15 protein-coding genes are annotated in these 16,935 nt (G+C 68.8%); 12 read left to right on the top strand and 3 right to left on the bottom strand.

Features of this window, described 5'->3' with window-relative positions; translation table 11 throughout:
• Positions 1-8 precede the first annotated feature (8 nt).
• The gene (gene glgX / locus FPZ11_RS04105) at positions 9-2,054 is read right to left on the bottom strand and encodes a glycogen debranching protein GlgX (RefSeq protein WP_146318600.1); all 2,046 of its coding nucleotides are present in this window, start codon (positions 2,052-2,054) and stop codon (positions 9-11) included.
• 19 nt (positions 2,055-2,073) lie between these two features.
• Here glgX and FPZ11_RS04100 point away from each other — a divergent pair, with 19 nt between their 5' ends.
• The 4 genes from FPZ11_RS04100 (at position 2,074) to mnmA (ending at position 5,348) form a co-directional block, all read left to right on the top strand.
• Complete coding sequence (locus FPZ11_RS04100) at positions 2,074-3,327, top strand: cysteine desulfurase family protein (protein WP_146318598.1); 1,254 nt, start codon at positions 2,074-2,076, stop codon at positions 3,325-3,327.
• 181 nt (positions 3,328-3,508) lie between these two features.
• The gene (locus tag FPZ11_RS04095) at positions 3,509-3,874 is read left to right on the top strand and encodes an ArsR/SmtB family transcription factor (RefSeq protein ID WP_246846520.1); all 366 of its coding nucleotides are present in this window, start codon (positions 3,509-3,511) and stop codon (positions 3,872-3,874) included.
• A gap of 4 nt (positions 3,875-3,878) precedes the next feature.
• Positions 3,879-4,121: a hypothetical protein gene (locus tag FPZ11_RS04090; RefSeq protein ID WP_146318596.1), complete on the top strand. Its 243-nt coding sequence runs from the start codon at positions 3,879-3,881 to the stop codon at positions 4,119-4,121.
• A 120-nt stretch (positions 4,122-4,241) separates the two neighbouring features.
• Positions 4,242-5,348 (top strand): tRNA 2-thiouridine(34) synthase MnmA, encoded by a 1,107-nt coding sequence (mnmA, locus tag FPZ11_RS04085; RefSeq protein WP_146318594.1) that lies wholly within the window; start codon positions 4,242-4,244, stop codon positions 5,346-5,348.
• 7 nt (positions 5,349-5,355) lie between these two features.
• Here the strand turns inward: mnmA and FPZ11_RS04080 are convergent, their stop codons facing one another.
• The gene (locus FPZ11_RS04080) at positions 5,356-5,895 is read right to left on the bottom strand and encodes an RBBP9/YdeN family alpha/beta hydrolase (protein ID WP_146318592.1); all 540 of its coding nucleotides are present in this window, start codon (positions 5,893-5,895) and stop codon (positions 5,356-5,358) included.
• Positions 5,896-5,930: 35 nt separating this feature from the next.
• Here FPZ11_RS04080 and ligA point away from each other — a divergent pair, with 35 nt between their 5' ends.
• From ligA to FPZ11_RS04040, 8 genes are all read left to right on the top strand, one after another.
• The gene (gene ligA / locus FPZ11_RS04075) at positions 5,931-8,333 is read left to right on the top strand and encodes an NAD-dependent DNA ligase LigA (RefSeq protein WP_146322685.1); all 2,403 of its coding nucleotides are present in this window, start codon (positions 5,931-5,933) and stop codon (positions 8,331-8,333) included.
• Between the two features lie 9 nt (positions 8,334-8,342).
• On the top strand, positions 8,343-10,301 hold the full coding sequence (locus tag FPZ11_RS04070; RefSeq protein ID WP_246846635.1) for an alkaline phosphatase family protein: 1,959 nt from the start codon (positions 8,343-8,345) through the stop codon (positions 10,299-10,301).
• Between the two features lie 81 nt (positions 10,302-10,382).
• Positions 10,383-10,682, top strand: a complete 300-nt coding sequence (gene gatC, locus FPZ11_RS04065; RefSeq protein ID WP_146318590.1) for an Asp-tRNA(Asn)/Glu-tRNA(Gln) amidotransferase subunit GatC — start codon at positions 10,383-10,385, stop codon at positions 10,680-10,682.
• Positions 10,682-12,235, top strand: coding sequence for an Asp-tRNA(Asn)/Glu-tRNA(Gln) amidotransferase subunit GatA (gene gatA, locus FPZ11_RS04060; RefSeq protein WP_146318588.1), 1,554 nt, complete (start codon positions 10,682-10,684; stop codon positions 12,233-12,235). The genes gatC and gatA overlap by 1 nt, the downstream gene beginning before the upstream one ends.
• Positions 12,235-13,731: an Asp-tRNA(Asn)/Glu-tRNA(Gln) amidotransferase subunit GatB gene (gene gatB, locus FPZ11_RS04055; RefSeq protein ID WP_146318586.1), complete on the top strand. Its 1,497-nt coding sequence runs from the start codon at positions 12,235-12,237 to the stop codon at positions 13,729-13,731. Before gatA ends, gatB begins: the two co-directional genes overlap by 1 nt.
• A gap of 104 nt (positions 13,732-13,835) precedes the next feature.
• Positions 13,836-14,162, top strand: a complete 327-nt coding sequence (locus FPZ11_RS04050) for a YciI family protein (RefSeq protein ID WP_146318584.1) — start codon at positions 13,836-13,838, stop codon at positions 14,160-14,162.
• A gap of 59 nt (positions 14,163-14,221) precedes the next feature.
• On the top strand, positions 14,222-15,820 hold the full coding sequence (locus FPZ11_RS04045; RefSeq protein ID WP_146318582.1) for a DUF7059 domain-containing protein: 1,599 nt from the start codon (positions 14,222-14,224) through the stop codon (positions 15,818-15,820).
• 10 nt (positions 15,821-15,830) lie between these two features.
• Positions 15,831-16,250, top strand: a complete 420-nt coding sequence (locus FPZ11_RS04040) for a DUF3054 domain-containing protein (RefSeq protein ID WP_437438616.1) — start codon at positions 15,831-15,833, stop codon at positions 16,248-16,250.
• Here FPZ11_RS04040 and FPZ11_RS04035 read toward each other — a convergent pair.
• Complete coding sequence (locus tag FPZ11_RS04035; protein ID WP_246846518.1) at positions 16,222-16,875, bottom strand: DUF1345 domain-containing protein; 654 nt, start codon at positions 16,873-16,875, stop codon at positions 16,222-16,224. The genes FPZ11_RS04040 and FPZ11_RS04035 overlap by 29 nt on opposite strands.
• Positions 16,876-16,935: the final 60 nt, after the last annotated feature.

Raw genomic sequence — 16,935 nt, 5'->3', positions numbered from 1 at the left:
GTCGGCCGCTAGTCGTGTGCCCTGAAGAGCTTCATCGAGGTGGGCCCCATCGGCACGGCATTGCCCGGCGCGAACTCGCTTGTGCCCTCCGCGACGGTCTCCTCCGCGCTGTCCCAGAGCAGCGTGTAGCCGCCGACCTCGGCGTGCGAGGGAAGCGTGACGACGGTCTCGGACTCGAGCCCGTGCAGCACCAGCAGAATGCGGTTGGCCTCTTCGAACTCCGGGGTGGAGGCGGCGAGGAACTGCAGTGTGCGGTTCTGCGGCGAGTCCCAGTCCTGTTCGTCCATGGTGCCGCCGCCGGCGTCGTACCAGTCCAGCTGGCTGGCGCTCGGCACGCTCTCGCCGAACTTGCCGAACCGCACGGGACGCAGCGCGGGGTTCTCGCTGCGCAGCCGGATCAGTTGGGCTGTGATCGCGGCGAAGTCGTGCTGCCGTTCGTCCCAGTCCCAGCGGTACCAGGTGAGATCGTCGTCGTGGCAGTAGGCGTTGTTGTTGCCCGACTGGGTGCGTCCGTACTCGTCGCCGGCGGTGATCATCGGGATGCCGGCGGACAGCAGCAGGGTGCCCATCAGGTTGCGTGCCGCCTTGCGTCTCGCGGCGAGGACGCCTTCGTCGTCGGTCTGCCCCTCGACCCCGTGGTTGAACGATCGATTGTCGTCGGTGCCGTCGCGATTGCTCTCACCGTTGCCGAGGTTGTGCTTCTGGTCGTACGCGACGAGGTCGGCGAGCGTGAAGCCGTCGTGGGCGGTCACGAAGTTCACGGAGGCGAGTGGGCCTCGCTCCGGGCTGAAGAGGTTGGACGATCCCGCGAGCCGCGTCGCGAGGGAGCCGATGCCGGTGGGTGCGCTGCCGTTGGCGCGGGCATCCGCGATGTCCCGCAGCCAGAAGGAGCGCACGCGGTTGCGGTATCTGTCGTTCCACTCCGACCAGCCGTCGGGAAATCCGCCGGTGTGCCAGCCGTCGGGCCCGATGTCCCACGGCTCGGCGATGAGCTTCACACCCTCGAGGTACGGGTCGTCGGTGATGGCGGTGAGCAGCGCGTGGTCGTTGTCGAACGCGCCCGTCTCGTCCCTGCCCAACGTGACGGCGAGGTCGAACCGGAATCCGTCGATCTGCACGTCGTTCGCCCAGTACCGCAGCGAATCGAGCACAAGGCGGCGGGCAGCGTGTTCGCCGAAATTCACGGTGTTGCCGACGCCGGTGGTGTCGATGTAGGAACCATCGGCGTTCATCCGGTAGTAGGTGGCGTTGTCGATGCCGCGCAGGCTCGTCGTCGGCCCGTTCTCGCCCTCTTCTGCCGTGTGGTTGTACACGACGTCGAGGATGACCTCGAGCCCGGCCTCGTGCAGCAGTCGCACCATGCCCTTGAATTCGCGCAGCACGGCATCCGCTCCGGCTGCCTGCGCCTGCTTCGTGGCGTAGGGCGCGTGCGGCGTGAAGAAATTCAGCGTGTTGTAGCCCCAGTAGTTCGTGAGCCCGAGACGGGAGAGCCGCTGCTCGCTGACGAACGCGTGCACCGGGAGCAGTTCGACACTCGTGACGCCGAGCCGCTTCAGGTGTTCGATCGTGGCCGGGTGCGCCATGCCGGCGTAGGTTCCGCGCAGCTCTGTCGGGATGTCCGGGTTCAGAGCGGTGAGTCCCTTGACGTGCGCCTCGTAGACGACGGTGTGGTCGCGCGGAACGTGCGGCTTGGCGACGCCGCCCCAGTCGAAGCCGCCGTCGACCACGACCGACCGCCATCCCGTTCCGGAACGCAAGAGCCCCCGCGAGTACGGCTCGATCAGGGCGGCCCGCTCATCGAAGTGGTGCTCGGGGCCCGTGGGACCCGAGCACCGGATGCTGTACCGGGCGCCCGGTCTCAAGTGCTCGGAGCGCGCCGTCCAGACGTGGTCGTCGCCGGCGTCCAGCGGCACCCGCTCCGAGAGCCAGTTCGGGTCGTCCGCGTCGAAGACAAGCAGCTCGACCCCTGTCGCGCTCGCCGAGTAGACGCCGATGGACCCGCCATCCGGCTGGGCATGGACGCCGAGCGATGACAGCGGATCCTGCGAAGACATGCGTCTTACAGTAATTCGTATGCCGGTCTACCTTGACCACGCCGCCACCACCCCCGTTCTGCCCGAGGCGCTCGAGGCCTACACGCGCGCCATGGCGCAGGTGGGCAACCCGTCGAGCATCCACTCCGCTGGGCAGAATGCGAAGCGCATGCTCGAGGATGCCCGCGAGCGCATCGCCGTCACCCTCGGCTGCCAGGGCATCGAGCTCGTCTTCACCTCGGGCGGCACCGAGGCGATCAACCTCGGCATCAAGGGCTTGTACTGGGAGAGGGCGCGCGCAGGAGCGCGACGCATCCTGGTGCCTGAGGGAGAGCACCACGCCACCATCGACACCGTCGAATGGCTGGCGTCCTACGAGAAAGCCGACGTGGAGTGGATCCCGCTCGACGATCAGGGCTTCGTGCGACTCGACGCCCTCGAGGCGGCCCTGCGGCGTGAACCGGAGGAGATCGCCCTCCTCACGTTCCTCTGGGCGAACAACGAGGTGGGAACGGTGCAGCCCGCCGAGCGGCTCATCGCGCTCGCCGCCTCCGCCGGAGTGCCTGTGCACGTGGATGCGGTCTCCGCCTACGGACACCTGCCGATCGACTTCGGAGGCATGCGCGCCCGCACGGGATCGAAGGGCCAGGCGGGGCTGACGGCGCTGAGCGTCTCCGCGCACAAGATCGGCGGACCGGTCGGCGCTGGGGCGCTCGTACTCTCGCGGGACGCGACAGTGGTGCCGCTCATCCACGGGGGAGGCCAGCAGCGCCAGGTGCGCAGCGGCACGCAAGACGTGGCGGCGGCCGCGGCGTTCGCCGTCGCGGCGAGCCACGCCGAGTCGGAGCGGGCTGCAGACGCCGAGCGTCTCGCTGCGCTGCGCGATCGACTGATCGCCGGGGTGCGTGCCGCGGTGCCGTCCGCCGTTCTGAGCGGCCCGGAGCCGGTCCCGGCCGAGCGTCGGACCGCAGGCGAAGCGGATGCCCGGCTCGCCTCGAACGCACACTTCACGTTCCCCGGATGCGAGGGCGATTCGTTGCTGTTCCTGCTCGATGCCGCCGGAGTCGAGGTGTCCACAGGATCGGCCTGCCAGGCGGGCATCCCCGAGCCTTCGCACGTGCTGCGCGCGATGGGCCGCGGCGAGGACGAGGCGCGCGGCGCACTGCGCATCACGATGGGACGCACGTCGACCGATGACGACGTCGACGCCTTCCTCGCGGCGCTCCCGGATGCGTACGCACAGGCATCCCGGGCCGGCCTCGCAGCCCGAGAGTCCGCCCTCGGCGCCCGCTGACGCCCTCGCGCCGACGCTTCGGCCGCGTTCCGCCGCCGCGTCGACCGAGAAGTCACGAATTGCGCTCGCGGGCGCACTTGGATCGCCTTTTGCGACGTCTCGACGGTCTGCGTCTTCGCGACGGTCGGGGGCGACGTGTGCGCGTGAGGGTTGGGTGTGTCGGGCGTCGCTGTCGGGTGTAATGTTTGTCTTACAGGTGGAGACGACGATGGATGCCCAGGCACTGAGCGCACGGCTCGCGGCGATCGCGAGTCCTCAGCGCATGCGCATCCTGTCGATGCTCGCCGGTGAGGCGCTGCACGTCAGCGAGCTGGCCAGGCGAGTGCAGATGTCGAGGGCGCTGCTCTACATGCACCTGCAGCGGCTCGAGGAGGCGGGCTACGTGACCGGCCGACTGGAGCTGTCGAACGACGGCAAGGCACTGAAGTACTTCGAGATCGTTCCCTTCGATCTCACCATCGATCTCGCGACGATTGTCGCCGCTGTACGGCGCAGCGAAGATCAGCAGCACAGCGAAGAAGTGCAGCGAAGCGAAGAAAGCGGGTAGGCGAATGTACTGGTGGGGAGCGCTTTATCTTCTCGTCCCTCTGGCAGGGGTCATCGGGTGGTCGATCTACATGATCCAGCGCAGCAAGTACCGGGCCCAAGAGCGCAATGCCGAGCTGGCCGGTTCGTCCGACCTGCGCGATGTCGTGGCGCAGAACTCCGAGGTGTCTCGTCAGCTGCTGGCGAAGCTCGAGAGCATGGACCAGAGGCTGGCCGCCGTCGAGAAGACGCTCAACGACATCCCGTGAGCACGGGCGGGCCTCACCGTGGCGTTCCGCGATGCCACGACGTGTCGCGTGGCGGGGCCGAGAGTGGAGCGTGCGTGCGGCCGGACGTCCCGTTCAGGCACGTTTCGTAGACTGACGCCCATGCGTGTTCTGGCGGCGATGAGCGGTGGGGTCGACTCGGCGGTGGCGGCGGCGCGCGCCGTCGAAGCCGGCCACGACGTCGTCGGCGTGCACCTCGCGCTCAGCCGTATGCCGGGCACCTTGCGTACCGGCAGCCGTGGCTGCTGCACAATCGAGGACTCGATGGATGCCCAGCGCGTGGCGAACATGATCGGCATCCCCTACTACGTGTGGGACTTCTCCGAGCGCTTCAAGCTCGACGTGGTCGACGACTTCATCGCCGAGTACTCGGCCGGCCGCACTCCCAACCCGTGCCTGCGCTGCAACGAGAAGATCAAGTTCGCGGCGCTGCTCGAGAAGGCCATGGCCCTCGGATTCGACGCCGTATGCACCGGCCACTACGCGAGCATCATGACGGACGCCGACGGCAACCGTGAGCTGCACCGTGCGGCCGCGTGGGCGAAGGACCAGTCCTACGTGCTCGGCGTGCTCACGGCGGAACAGCTGGCTCACGCCATGTTCCCGCTCGGCGCCACGCCCTCGAAGGCCGAGGTGCGTGCCGAGGCTGCGGCGCGCGGCTTCACGGTCGCGTCGAAGCCCGACTCCCACGACATCTGTTTCATTCCCGACGGCGACACGCGCGGCTGGCTGGCGGAGCACGTCGGCACCGCGCCAGGCGACATCGTGGAGCGCAGCGGCAAGGTCGTCGGCAGCCATGAAGGCGCCACCGCGTACACCGTCGGCCAGCGGCGCGGCCTGGGCATCACCGTGCCCGCGCCCGACGGCCGCCCTCGCTTCGTGCTCGAGGTGAAGCCGAAGGAGAACACGGTGGTCGTCGGTCCGAAAGAGGCTCTCGACATCGCCGAGCTCGCCGGCTCCCGCATCAGCTGGGCCGGGCTGCCACCGAAGGATGCCGCCGCCGAGTTCGCGTGCGAGGTGCAGATCCGCGCCCACGCCGACCCCGTCCCCGCGACGGCGTTCCTGCGCGACGGTGAGCTCGTGATCCGGCCGCAGACGCCGATCAACGGCGTCGCGACCGGGCAGAGCGCCGTGGTCTACGTGGGAACCCGCGTGCTCGGGCAGTGCACGATCGACCGCACCGTGAGCGCGGTGCCGGTCGAGGCGTAGCCGCGGGTCATACGCCGGGGAGCCGCACTCCCAGACCGGCGGCGAACGCGGTCAGCAGTCGCTGCCCCTCGTCCCACTCGCCGAGCCGGCTCGCCCTGTTGAGGTGGCCATGCTGGCCGACGTCGATCTTCGGCGATCCCCACATCGTGCTCAGCTCGGTGAGATGTGCCGGTGAGCAATAGGGGTCGTCGTCCGACGCCACGATCACGGAGGGCACCTGCAGTGCAGAGTGCGGCGCGGTGAAGCCGTGGGCGGCCGGGGGGAACGCGGAGCCGTTCTCGTCGGGCGGTGCCACGAGGAACGCACCGGCGGCACGACCGCCGCGAGCGATCCAGGATGCCGCGGCAAGGCATCCGAGGCTGTGCGCCACGAGGATGTCGTCTTCGCCCGTGATGGCATTGATCGCCGCACACCAGTCGTCTTCGTCGGGCTCGGTGAAGGACGCGGGCGCGATGCGCACCGCTGCCGGTCCCAGAGACTTCTGCCAGATCGACTGCCAGTGGTCGTGGGGCGAATCGTCGATGCCCCGAACGATGACGATGCGCATGGTTCTCCTCTGTTGCGTCGGTGGTCGCTTCTAATATTGGCGTCGTGACGGACATCCCCGCAGACTTCGACGACGCCCGTGCCGAGTCCGAGGCGCTCCGCGAGCGCATCGAGCGCAATCGTGTCGCGTATTACGAGGGCGGGAGCCTGATCAGCGACGCGGAGTACGACGCCGACATCCACCGTCTCGAGGCCATCGAGCGCGAGTTCCCCCAGCTTGCGGGCCAGGACAGCCCGACGCAGACGGTCGGCGCCGCGATCGCGTCGGCCGGATTCCCGCCGCACGAGCACGCCGAGCGCATGCTCAGCCTCGACAACGTGTTCAGCGTGGACGAGCTGCGCGAATGGGCGGCGAAGACCGTGGATGCCTCGGGTCACCCCGTTCGCTGGCTCACCGAGGCGAAGATCGACGGCCTCGCCATCAGCCTGGCTTATCGCGACGGAGTGCTGGAGACCGCGACCACCCGCGGCGACGGCACCGTGGGTGAGAACATCACCGAGAACGTGGACTGGATTCCGTGCATCCCGCAGAGGCTGTCCGGCAGCGGGTGGCCGGAGTTCTTCGAGGTGCGCGGCGAGGTGTTCCTGAAGACCGTCGACTTCGAGTTCCTCAACGAGCGGCAGCACCAGCTGCAGGAGCAGTACGCGGCCGAGCAGCGGGCGAGGGGCAAGACGGATGACGAGATCAAGACGAAGTATCCCGAGTTCGCGAACGCGCGCAACACGGCGGCGGGCAGCCTGAGGCAGCGGCGGGAGAACAAGTCGCCCCAGGAGCTCGAACTCATGCGAGAGCGGCAGGGGCGGCTTTCGCTCTATCTGCACACGCTGGGAGCGTGGGCGAATCCGCCCATGGCCACCCAGTCGCAGGGCTACGAGCTGCTGCGCGGCTGGGGCCTGCCCGTCTCGCCGCACAACAGGGTGTTGGGGGACATCGACGAGGTCGCGGCCTATATCGAGGAGATGGGGGAGCAGCGGCACTCCCTCGAGCACGACATCGACGGCGTGGTCGTGAAGGTCGACGACCTCGCCACCCATGACGAGCTCGGCGCCACGAGCCGTGCTCCGCGGTGGGCCATCGCGTACAAATATCCGCCGGAAGAGGTGTTCACCAAGCTGCTCGACATCCTGGTCGGCATCGGGCGCACGGGCAGGGCGACGCCCTACGCCGTGATGGAGCCGGTGAAGGTCGCGGGCAGCACCGTGCGGCAGGCCACGCTGCACAACCAGCAGGTGGTCAAGGCGAAGGGCGTGCTCATCGGAGACACCGTCGTGCTGCGCAAGGCCGGTGATGTCATCCCGGAGATCCTCGGCGCCGTCGAGGAGCGACGCGACGGCACGGAGCGCGAGTGGCACATGCCCGAGTTCTGCCCGGAGTGCGGCACCCGTCTCGCACCCGCCAAAGAGGGCGACATCGATCTGCGCTGCCCGAACTCGCGATCGTGCCCGGCGCAGGTGCGCGGTCGCGTCGAGCACATCGCCGGCCGCGGATCGCTCGACATCGAGGCGCTGGGTGAGGTGGCGGCCGCGGCACTCACGCAGCCGCTGCGGCCGCCGGTGCCGCCGCTTCCGACGGAAGCCGGGCTGTTCGACCTCACCCTGGAGCGCATCTTCGACATCGAGGTCATCGTGCGCGATCACGAGACGGGCCTGCCGAAAGAAGCGGAAGACGGCGAGCCGGGCCACGAGCTCACCACCGACGACGGCGTGACGATCAGGGTGCGCACCGACACGCCGTTCCGCCGGCAGCGCAGACTCACCGGCAAGGACGCCGACGCGGCTTTCGACCCGGGCGCCGCCGCGTTCGCGGGCACGCCGTCGCACGTGCCGTCGAAGACAGCGCACGACATGCTGTCCAACATCGACGCCGCCAAGCAGAAGGACCTCTGGCGCTTCCTTGTCGCGCTCAACATCAGGCACGTCGGTCCCGTCGCCGCACGGGCGCTCGCGAACTGGTTCGGCTCGCTGGATGCCATCCGCGCGGCCACCAGAGATGACCTCGCCGCCGTCGACGGTGTGGGCGGCATCATCGCCGACGCGGTTCTCGCGTGGTTCGAGGTCGACTGGCACCGGGACATCGTCGATCGCTGGACGGCGGCCGGTGTGCCGTTCGCGATTCATGGGCATCCGGGACCGGGAAAGGCCAGTGAAGCCGGCGGACTGTTGGCGGGACTCACGATCGTCGCCACGGGATCGCTGGAGGGCTTCACGCGGGATGGCGCGCAGGAGGCGATCATCGCGGCCGGAGGCAAGGCCGCGTCGAGCGTGTCGAAGAAGACCGACTTCGTGGCCGCAGGCCCGGGAGCCGGCTCGAAGCTCGCCAAAGCCGAGGAACTCGGCATCCCGATTCTCGATGCCGCCCAGTTCGCTCTGCTCGTGACGGAAGGTCCGGCGGCGCTCGAGGGTGTCGCCGAGACGGACGACAGTGGCGGGAACGCTTAAGTGAGCGACATGGACGACATGGACGATCGACCCGGTGCAGACGACGGGGCCGAACAGGAAGTGGAGCCCGTGTCCGCGCCCCGGTCCGAGCCCGAACACGGGCCCGAATCCGGGGAGCAGGGAGCCTCGGCCACCGCTGTCGGCGAGGATCGCGATGAATCCGCGGAGCAGCAGGGGCCGGACACGACCTCGCGCCGCAGGTTCTTGCGCGGCGCAGGTCTCGTGGCAGCGGGTGCCGCGGCGGGCGGGATCGTCGGCGGAGTCGTGGGTGGAGTGGTCGGCGCGGTCGGCGGACGCGACAGCGCGCAACCGAGGATCGAGAAAGAGCTGGGCTTGCTGCCCGTTCCCGCGAGGCCGGGGTTCGACCACCTCGTGGTGGTCATGTTCGAGAACAGATCGTTCGACAACATCCTGGGCTTCCTCTATGCCGATCAGAAGCCTCCGCGCGGGCAGACGTTCCGGGGACTCGATGTCGCGCGTGACGTCAATCGGGATCCGCTCACGGGGCGGGACATTCCGGCGCACGTGTACGACGGCACGACCGACTTCGTGATGAGCCAGCCCGATCCCGACCCCGGCGAGGAGTATCCCTTCGTCAATCACCAGCTCTTCGGCACCGTGAACCCCCCGGAGAACGCGAATCGCATGGTGTGGCAGATGGAGCCGCCCTACAACGCTCCGCCGCCCTACGGGGTGGCGGACATGAGCGGCTTTCTCGCCGACTACATCGACCACCTGCGCAGGGAGCGACAGGGGGTGACTCCGGCGTTCGACGAGTACCGGCACATCATGGGGGCGTTCGATCCGACGATGCTCCCGGTCTTCTCCACTCTGGCCCGCGAATTCGCGGTGTACGACAACTGGCACTGCGCCGTTCCCTCGCAGACGTTCTGCAATCGTTCGTTCTTCCACGCCTCCACGTCGCACGGGTTCGTCACCAATGGACTGCCGAGCTACAAGAAGTGGCTCGATCCCGCCGCGTACGCGCCCACGATCTTCAACCGGCTCGAGGGCGGCGGCCAGAGCTGGGCGGTCTATTTCGACGACCGCCAGCTCATCTCGTTGACCGGGTTCATCCACGCGCCTGCACTGCAGAAGTACTGGAAGACCGATCACTTCCGCACGATGACGCGGTTCTACGACGATGTCGAGAAGGGGGAGCTTCCCGACTACTCGTTCATCGAGCCGCGCCTGGTCTACGACCACAACGACATGCATCCACCGGTCGGGCCGATGACGAGAACGGACGTCGATGGCAGCGTCATCTCTGGCGGTGCCATCTCGGACGTGCGCGCGGGCGACGCCCTGCTGCACAAGATCTACACGGCAGTCCGCACGAGTGCGAGTCTGAAGGGCTCGAACGCGATGAACACGATGCTGTTCGTGACCTTCGACGAGCACGGCGGCCTCTACGATCACGTCTCTCCGCCCGCCGCGACGCCTCCGTCGAAGAACCTGGGCGAGACCGAGATGGGGTTCGGGTTCGACCGGCTCGGTGTGCGCGTTCCCGCGCTCGCCATCTCGGCCTGGACCGCCAAGGGCCAGATCATCAACGACACGATGCACCATTCGTCGGTGATCGCGACGCTCACGAAGAAATACGGGCTGCGTCATCTGACCGACCGCGACAAGCACGCGCCGACCATCGACAACGCCGTGTCTCTGTCGAAGCCGAGACAACCGACCATGTGGCCGCAGACCCATCCGCAGTGGCTGCCGCCCAATCCGGAGGCGAGCGCGCCGGAAACCGATGGCGACCGCCCGCTCTCGCCTCCCGGAGTCGGACTTCTCGGGATGCTCGTCGCGCACTACGGCGGTGACGAGACGAAGGTGCCGCGCACCTATCGGGAGGCATACGACCTCATCGCCGAGCGCGGGCAGGGCCTGTTCGGGGCGGAACCGCTGAAGAGGATCACGCCGGTGACGCCGGGCGACACGCCCACGCCGACCTCCTCGCCGACGGAGTGATGCCGCCAGAGCCCGACGAGCGGCCGTCGGCGGCGCGAATAGACTGGTGGGCATCCCGTACGAAGTGAACAACGGAGACGCATGCCCGACATCAGCGCCGACCAGGTGCGACATCTGGCCGATCTGGCCCGCATCGACCTCAGCGACGACGAGCTCACCAGCCTCACGGCGGAGCTCGCCCAGATCGTGGAATCCGTGGCGAAGGTGAGCGAGGTGGCCACGCCTGATGTGCCCGCCACGAGCCACCCGATCCCGATGACGAACGTCTTCCGCGACGACACCGTGGTGCAGGGGCTCACCGTCGAGCAAGCGCTCTCCGGTGCACCCGACCGCGAGGGCGACTTCTTCCGTGTCGCGCCGATCCTGGGCGAGGAGGCGTGATGAGCGAGCTGACCCGACTCTCCGCGGCCGACCTGGCCGACAAGCTGGCGGCATCCGAGGTTTCCAGCGAAGAGGCCACGCGTGCGCACCTCGACCGCATCGCCGCTGTCGACGGCGACGTTCACGCGTTCTTGCACGTGGCATCCGACCGGGCGATCGAGACGGCGAGGGCCGTGGATGCCCGCCGTGCGGCAGGCGAGACCCTCGGCGCTCTCGCCGGCGTCCCTGTGGCCGTCAAGGATGTGCTGTGCACGTACGACATGCCCTCAACCTCGGGATCGAAGATCCTCGACGGGTGGGTTCCGCCGTACGACGCGACGGTCGTGCGCCGACTGCGCGACGCGGATCTGATCCCGCTCGGCAAGACGAACATGGACGAGTTCGCGATGGGCTCCTCCACGGAGCACTCTGCCTTCGGCCCCACCCACAACCCGTGGGATCTGGAGCGGATCCCCGGCGGTTCGGGCGGTGGCTCCGCCGCAGCGGTCGCCGCGTTCGAGGCGCCGCTCGCGCTCGGGAGCGACACCGGCGGCTCGATCCGCCAGCCGGCCGCCGTCACCGGGTCGGTGGGCGTGAAGCCGACATACGGAGGCGTGAGCCGTTACGGCGCCATCGCGCTGGCCAGCTCGCTCGACCAGGTCGGCCCCGTCTCGCGCAGCGTGCTCGACGCGGCACTGCTGCACGACGTGATCGCCGGCCACGATCCGCTCGACTCGACGTCGCTGACGCACGCGTGGCCGTCGATGGCCGACGCGGCACGCACCGGGCGACTTGACGACGCGCTGAAGGGCGTGCGCGTGGGCGTGGTGCGTGAGATCTCCGGCTCGGGCGAGGGCTTCCAGCCCGGCGTCAAGCAGCGCTTCGACGAGACGGTCCAGCTGCTCACGGCGGCGGGAGCCGAGGTCGTCGAGGTGTCGGCCCCGAGCTTCGAGTACGCGGTCGCCGCCTACTACCTGATCCTGCCCGCCGAGGCATCCAGCAACCTCGCGCGCTTCGACTCGGTGCGCTTCGGCCTGCGGGTGAACCCGCAGAGCGGTCCCGTGACCAGCGAGCGCGTCATGGCGGCGACCCGCGACGCCGGGTTCGGACCCGAGGTCAAGCGTCGCATCATCCTGGGCACCTACGCACTGAGCGCCGGGTACTACGACGCGTACTACGGCAGCGCGCAGAAGGTGCGCACGCTCATCCAGCGCGACTTCGCCGCCGCGTTCGACAAGGTCGACGTGCTGATCAGCCCTGCGGCTCCCACGACGGCGTTCAAGCTCGGCGAGAAGATCGACGACCCGCTGGCCATGTACCTGAACGACGTCACGACCATTCCGGCGAACCTCGCTGGCGTTCCCGGTCTCGCGCTGCCCATCGGCCTCGCGCCGGAAGACGATCTGCCGGTCGGCCTGCAGATCATGGCCCCTGCTCACGAGGATGCGCGCCTGTACACCGTTGGCGCGGCGCTCGAGCGGCTGCTCGAGGACGGCTGGGGGCATCCGCTGCTCGATCGGGCACCGCGGCTGAACACGACGAACGCGCAGGCGAGCGAGGGAGGAGCACTCTGATGGCCAAGGACGCACTGATGGACTACGACAAGGCCATCGAGCTCTTCGAGCCCGTACTCGGTTTCGAGGTGCACGTCGAGCTGAACACGAAGACCAAGATGTTCTGCGGCTGCGCCAACGAGTTCGGCTCCGGTGCCAACACCAACACGTGCCCCACGTGCCTCGGGCTGCCTGGCGGACTGCCGCAGGTGAACCACAAGGCGATCGAGTCGAGCATCAGGCTCGGGCTCGCGCTCGGCTGCGGCATTGCGGAGAGTTCTCGCTTCGCACGCAAGAACTACTTCTACCCGGACACGTCGAAGAATTTCCAGACCTCGCAGTACGACGAGCCGATCGCGCACGACGGCCAGGTGACCGTCGAACTGGAGAGCGGCCGTCAGGTCACGATCCTCATCGAGCGCGCCCACATGGAAGAAGACGCGGGCAAGCTCACGCACGCGGGCGCCACCGGCCGCATCCAGGGCGCCGACTACTCGCTCGTCGACTACAACCGCGGCGGAGTCCCGCTCGTCGAGATCGTCACCCGCATGATCGAGGGCACGGATGCCGACGCTCCGGAGGTCGGAAAGACCTACGTCGCCCACATTCGTGAGCTCGTGAAGGCGCTCGGCGTCTCCAACGCGCGCATGGAAGAGGGCAACGTGCGCTGCGACGCCAACGTGTCGTTGCGCCCGCGCGGCTCCGACGTGCTCGGCACGCGCACCGAGACGAAGAACGTCAACTCGCTGCGCTCCGTCGAGCGTGCCGTGCGCTACGAGATCCAGCGGCAGGCCGCCATCCTGGACGCAGGCGGCACCATCACGCAGGAGACCCGCCACTGGCACGAGGACACGGGCACCACGTCAGCCGGACGCCCCAAGAGCGATGCCGACGACTACCGCTACTTCCCCGAGCCCGACCTGGTGCCTGTGGCGCCGAGTCGCGAGTGGGTCGAGGAGCTGCGTGCGACGCTCCCCGAGCCGCCGGCGGAGCGCCGTGCCAGGCTGCGTGAGAGCTGGGGCTTCACCTCGCTGGAGATGCAGGACGTGGTGAACGCCGACCTGCTCGACGTGGTCGAGGCGACGGTCGTCGAGGGTGCCTCCGCGGCATCCGCCCGCAAGTGGTGGACGGGCGAGATCGCCCGTATCGCGAATGCGCGGGGGGAGGCGGCCACGACTCTGATCACGCCGCTGTACGTGTCGGAGCTGGTCGCGCTCATCGAGAACGGCGAGCTCACCGACCGCCTCGCCCGCCAGGTGCTCGAGGGCGTCATCGACGGCGAGGGCTCGCCGGCGGAGGTCGTCGAGAAGCGGGGTCTCAAGGTCGTCTCCGACGACGGCGCGCTGATCGCGGCCATCGACGAGGCGCTGGCTGCTCAGCCCGACGTGCTGCAGAAGATCCGTGACGGCAAGGTGCAGGCCGCCGGAGCGGTGATCGGCGCAGTGATGAAGGCCATGAAGGGCCAGGCCGACGCCGCGCGGGTGCGCGAGCTGGTGCTGGAGCGCGCCGCGCAGTAGTGGATCGGCACAGGAGTCGACCTGGGCGGATTTCGATCGACGAAATGTCGGATTGCGGCTTCGCCGTGCGACGTGTCGATGAGTGAACGAGGAAAGGAACGCTCATGCGATACCTGCTTTTGATCTGCACCGATCCGACCGGCGAGCCGGAGCGGCCAGGCGACGTCGCGATCGACGACTGGGTGACCGAGACCGACGGATCCGGCGAGCGCATCGTGGGGGAGCGGCTTCCGGCCGAGAACGCCAAGGTGGTGCGTCGGCGGGGAGACCGTGTGCAGATCACCGACGGCCCCTTCGCCGAGACGAAGGAGCAGATCGCCGGGTTCGATCTGATCGAGGCGGAGTCGCTCGACCGTGCGCTCGAGATCGCAGCCCGGCATCCGATGGCCCGTGGCGGACTCGTCGAGGTGCGGCCGTTCTACGCCGAGTGAGGCCGGGCGGTCGCACGGTGCCCGCCGTTCGCGCGCAGGGCGCGTGAAACAATGGCGGGATGCCTGCAGACGTTCCCGAGACCGATCCAGACCTGACGTCCCGGCTTCGCGGCGATCTGGGCGCGGCGACTTTCACGGTCGCCGCGCTCGACGCCCTGTGGGGCGAGGAGGCGTCTGCAGCTCTCTTCCGAGGGCAGCGGGTCGCGGCGCGCAGGGCGGCGGCATCCGGCGTCGACGACGGCGACCCGCTGGCCGTGCTGGCAACGGTTTTCGTGCTCGGCCTGCCGGTGTCGGCGCGTGCGATGGCATCCGCGCTGCCGTCGCTCGGAACCGAGGGAGCGGTGGAGCTCGGACTCATCGCCGTCGAAGGCCAGGCCTCCAAGGCCGATGCCGTGCGCCCGCTCATCGACCTTCGGCCCTACGCGTTCGCCGATGAGGCGGGTGCCGGGCAATGGTGGATCGCGTCCGACCTCGGCGAGCTCGCCCTCGGCCGCGCACTCCGCGAAGACCACGTGCTCGGCGTGGGCGGCGCGTCGAACACCCTGAGCTCGATCATGATCCGGGACCGCGTCGACACCGCGCTCGACCTGGGCACCGGATGCGGCATCCAGGCACTGCACGCCGCGCGACACGCCGACCGGGTGGTCGCCACCGACATCTCTGAGCGGGCGTTGCGCTTCGGCCGGTTCAACGCGCTGCTCAACGGAGTGCCGAACATCGAGTTCCGGCTCGGCAGCCTCTTCGAGCCGGTGCAGGGCGAGCGCTTCGACCACATCGTCTCCAACCCGCCGTTCGTCATCACGCCCAGGGTTGCCGGCGTGCCCGAGTACGAGTACCGCGATGGCGGCCTCACGGGCGACAAGATCGTCGAGGCCGTGATGCGCGGAGTACGGGAGCACCTGAATCCGGGCGGCGTCGCCCAGTTCCTCGGCAACTGGGAGTATCACGGCGAAGACGAGGCCTTCGACAGGGTGCGCGCCTGGCTGGGTGACGAGCACGAACCCGGTGCCCTCGACGCCTGGATCGTCGAACGCGAGCTGCAGGATGCCCCGCAGTACGCGGAGACCTGGATCCGCGACGGCGGCACCCGGCCAGGAACCCCCGAGTTCGAGCGGCTCACCGATGCCTGGCTCGACGACTTCGCCGCCCGCGACGTGCGCTACGTCGGCTTCGGCTACGTCACGCTGCGCAAGCCGGCGGACGGCGCTGTGACCCTGCGCCGATTCGAGTCCGTGGAATCGAGCGGAACGCACGAAGGAGGACTGGGCACGCACCTCGCCCGTGGGCTCCGGCTCGGCGAGTGGCTGGCATCCGTCGATGACGAGCAGCTCGGACTGATCACCCTGCTGACAGCGCCGGATGTGACAGAGGAGCGGCACTACTGGCCCGGCGCCGACGACCCGACGGTTCTCGCCCTCGTGCAGGGCGGCGGCTTCGGGCGGCGGGTCGCGATCGACACCGGGCTTGCGGGGCTCGTCGGCGCATGCGACGGGGACCTCCCCGTCGGAGTCATCGTCGGTGCACTGGCAGATCTTCTCGACGTGGATGCCGCGGAGCTGTCCGCCGACGTGCTTCCGCGTGTTCGAGAGCTCGCCTTCGTGGGCATGCTGGAACCGGCCGGCCTGGGCCCGCGCGGCTCCGCCCATGACGCGCCCTAGACTTGCCGACGTGACCGACGCCCCCTCCGAAAACGTCTCCGTCCCCCGAACGCTCCGTTCGACGACCGGTGGCATCGTGACGGCCGCCGTGATCGACGTCGTGCTCGTGCTCGCCTTCGTGCTCATCGGGCGCGGCAGTCATGGCGAGAACATCGTCGGGGGCGCGTTCACCACGTTCTGGCCCTTTGCCGCGGGACTCGTGGTCGGCTGGATCGTCTGCCTGGCGTGGCGTCGTCCGTTCGCGCTGTGGCCCACCGGGGTCGTCGCCTGGGCGGCGACGCTCGTGATCGGGATGCTGTTGCGCGTCGTGAGCGGTCAGGGCGTCGCCGTCTCGTTCGTGATCGTGGCCGCGATCGTGCTCGCGGTCTTCCTGATCGGCTGGCGTGCGGTCGCGCTGCCGATCAGAACGCGAGCCCGGCGACGAGGTTGATCGTCGAGGCGAGCACGACCGTTCCGAACACGTACGACAGCAGCGTGTGGCGCAGGATGACGGAGCGCAGCTGGCTGGTGCGGATGTTCGTGTCCGAGACCTGATAGGTCATGCCGAGGTCGAAGGACAGGTAGGCGAAGTCGACGTAGCGTGGGTCCTCGTCGTCGTTGAAGTCGATGCCGCCGATCGGATCCGAGTAGTAGATGCGGGCGTAGCGCAGCGTGTACAGGGTGTGCAGCAGCGTCCACGATAGGGCGACGCTGAGCACGGCCGCGCCGGCACCGGCCGCCTGAGCGACGCCGTGCGTCCTGCTCGTGTGCACGAGCAAGACGGCCACAGCCAGCAGGCTGGCGATCGCGATCAGCACGATCAGCAGCTCGCTCATCGCCCGGCCCGGGTCTTCGCGGGTGGCGTGCAACTTCGTCGTCTCGCCGTCGAAGCGCCCGATCACGATCCAGACCCATGCGATGTAGACGGCGCAGGCGGCGGCCCAGCCGCCGACCGCCGCGTACCACCAGGAGCCGGTCAGTCCGATGGTCGTTCCGGCGATGATGCCGACGACGAGCATGCCGACGAAGCGCTCGGTGGAGCGGTTCCGGCCATTCGGATCGAGCCTGTGAGCCACGGCATCATGCTGGCATGAGAGGGATGCCCGCGGTTCCGCGGCGCGCCGCGCTCCCGCCGC

Source organism: Humibacter ginsenosidimutans, from assembly GCF_007859675.1.
Taxonomy (GTDB): domain Bacteria; phylum Actinomycetota; class Actinomycetes; order Actinomycetales; family Microbacteriaceae; genus Humibacter; species Humibacter ginsenosidimutans.
Note: the sequence above shows the minus strand (reverse complement) of the source record. Positions and strands in the feature narration are given on the sequence as shown.

Excerpts from the sequence above, each read along its gene's own strand:
- FPZ11_RS04090 (WP_146318596.1), top strand. The coding sequence starts at position 3,879 with ATGTACTGGTGGGGAGCGCTTTATCTTCTCGTCCCTCTGGCAGGGGTC.
- FPZ11_RS04050 (WP_146318584.1), top strand. The coding sequence starts at position 13,836 with ATGCGATACCTGCTTTTGATCTGCACCGATCCGACCGGCGAGCCGGAG.
- gatA (WP_146318588.1), top strand. The coding sequence starts at position 10,682 with ATGAGCGAGCTGACCCGACTCTCCGCGGCCGACCTGGCCGACAAGCTG.
- glgX (WP_146318600.1), bottom strand. The coding sequence starts at position 2,054 with ATGTCTTCGCAGGATCCGCTGTCATCGCTCGGCGTCCATGCCCAGCCG.
- FPZ11_RS04080 (WP_146318592.1), bottom strand. The coding sequence starts at position 5,895 with ATGCGCATCGTCATCGTTCGGGGCATCGACGATTCGCCCCACGACCAC.
- gatB (WP_146318586.1), top strand. The coding sequence starts at position 12,235 with ATGGCCAAGGACGCACTGATGGACTACGACAAGGCCATCGAGCTCTTC.
- FPZ11_RS04100 (WP_146318598.1), top strand. The coding sequence starts at position 2,074 with ATGCCGGTCTACCTTGACCACGCCGCCACCACCCCCGTTCTGCCCGAG.
- FPZ11_RS04045 (WP_146318582.1), top strand. The coding sequence starts at position 14,222 with ATGCCTGCAGACGTTCCCGAGACCGATCCAGACCTGACGTCCCGGCTT.
- gatC (WP_146318590.1), top strand. The coding sequence starts at position 10,383 with ATGCCCGACATCAGCGCCGACCAGGTGCGACATCTGGCCGATCTGGCC.
- FPZ11_RS04070 (WP_246846635.1), top strand. The coding sequence starts at position 8,343 with ATGGACGACATGGACGATCGACCCGGTGCAGACGACGGGGCCGAACAG.
- mnmA (WP_146318594.1), top strand. The coding sequence starts at position 4,242 with ATGCGTGTTCTGGCGGCGATGAGCGGTGGGGTCGACTCGGCGGTGGCG.
- FPZ11_RS04095 (WP_246846520.1), top strand. The coding sequence starts at position 3,509 with ATGTTTGTCTTACAGGTGGAGACGACGATGGATGCCCAGGCACTGAGC.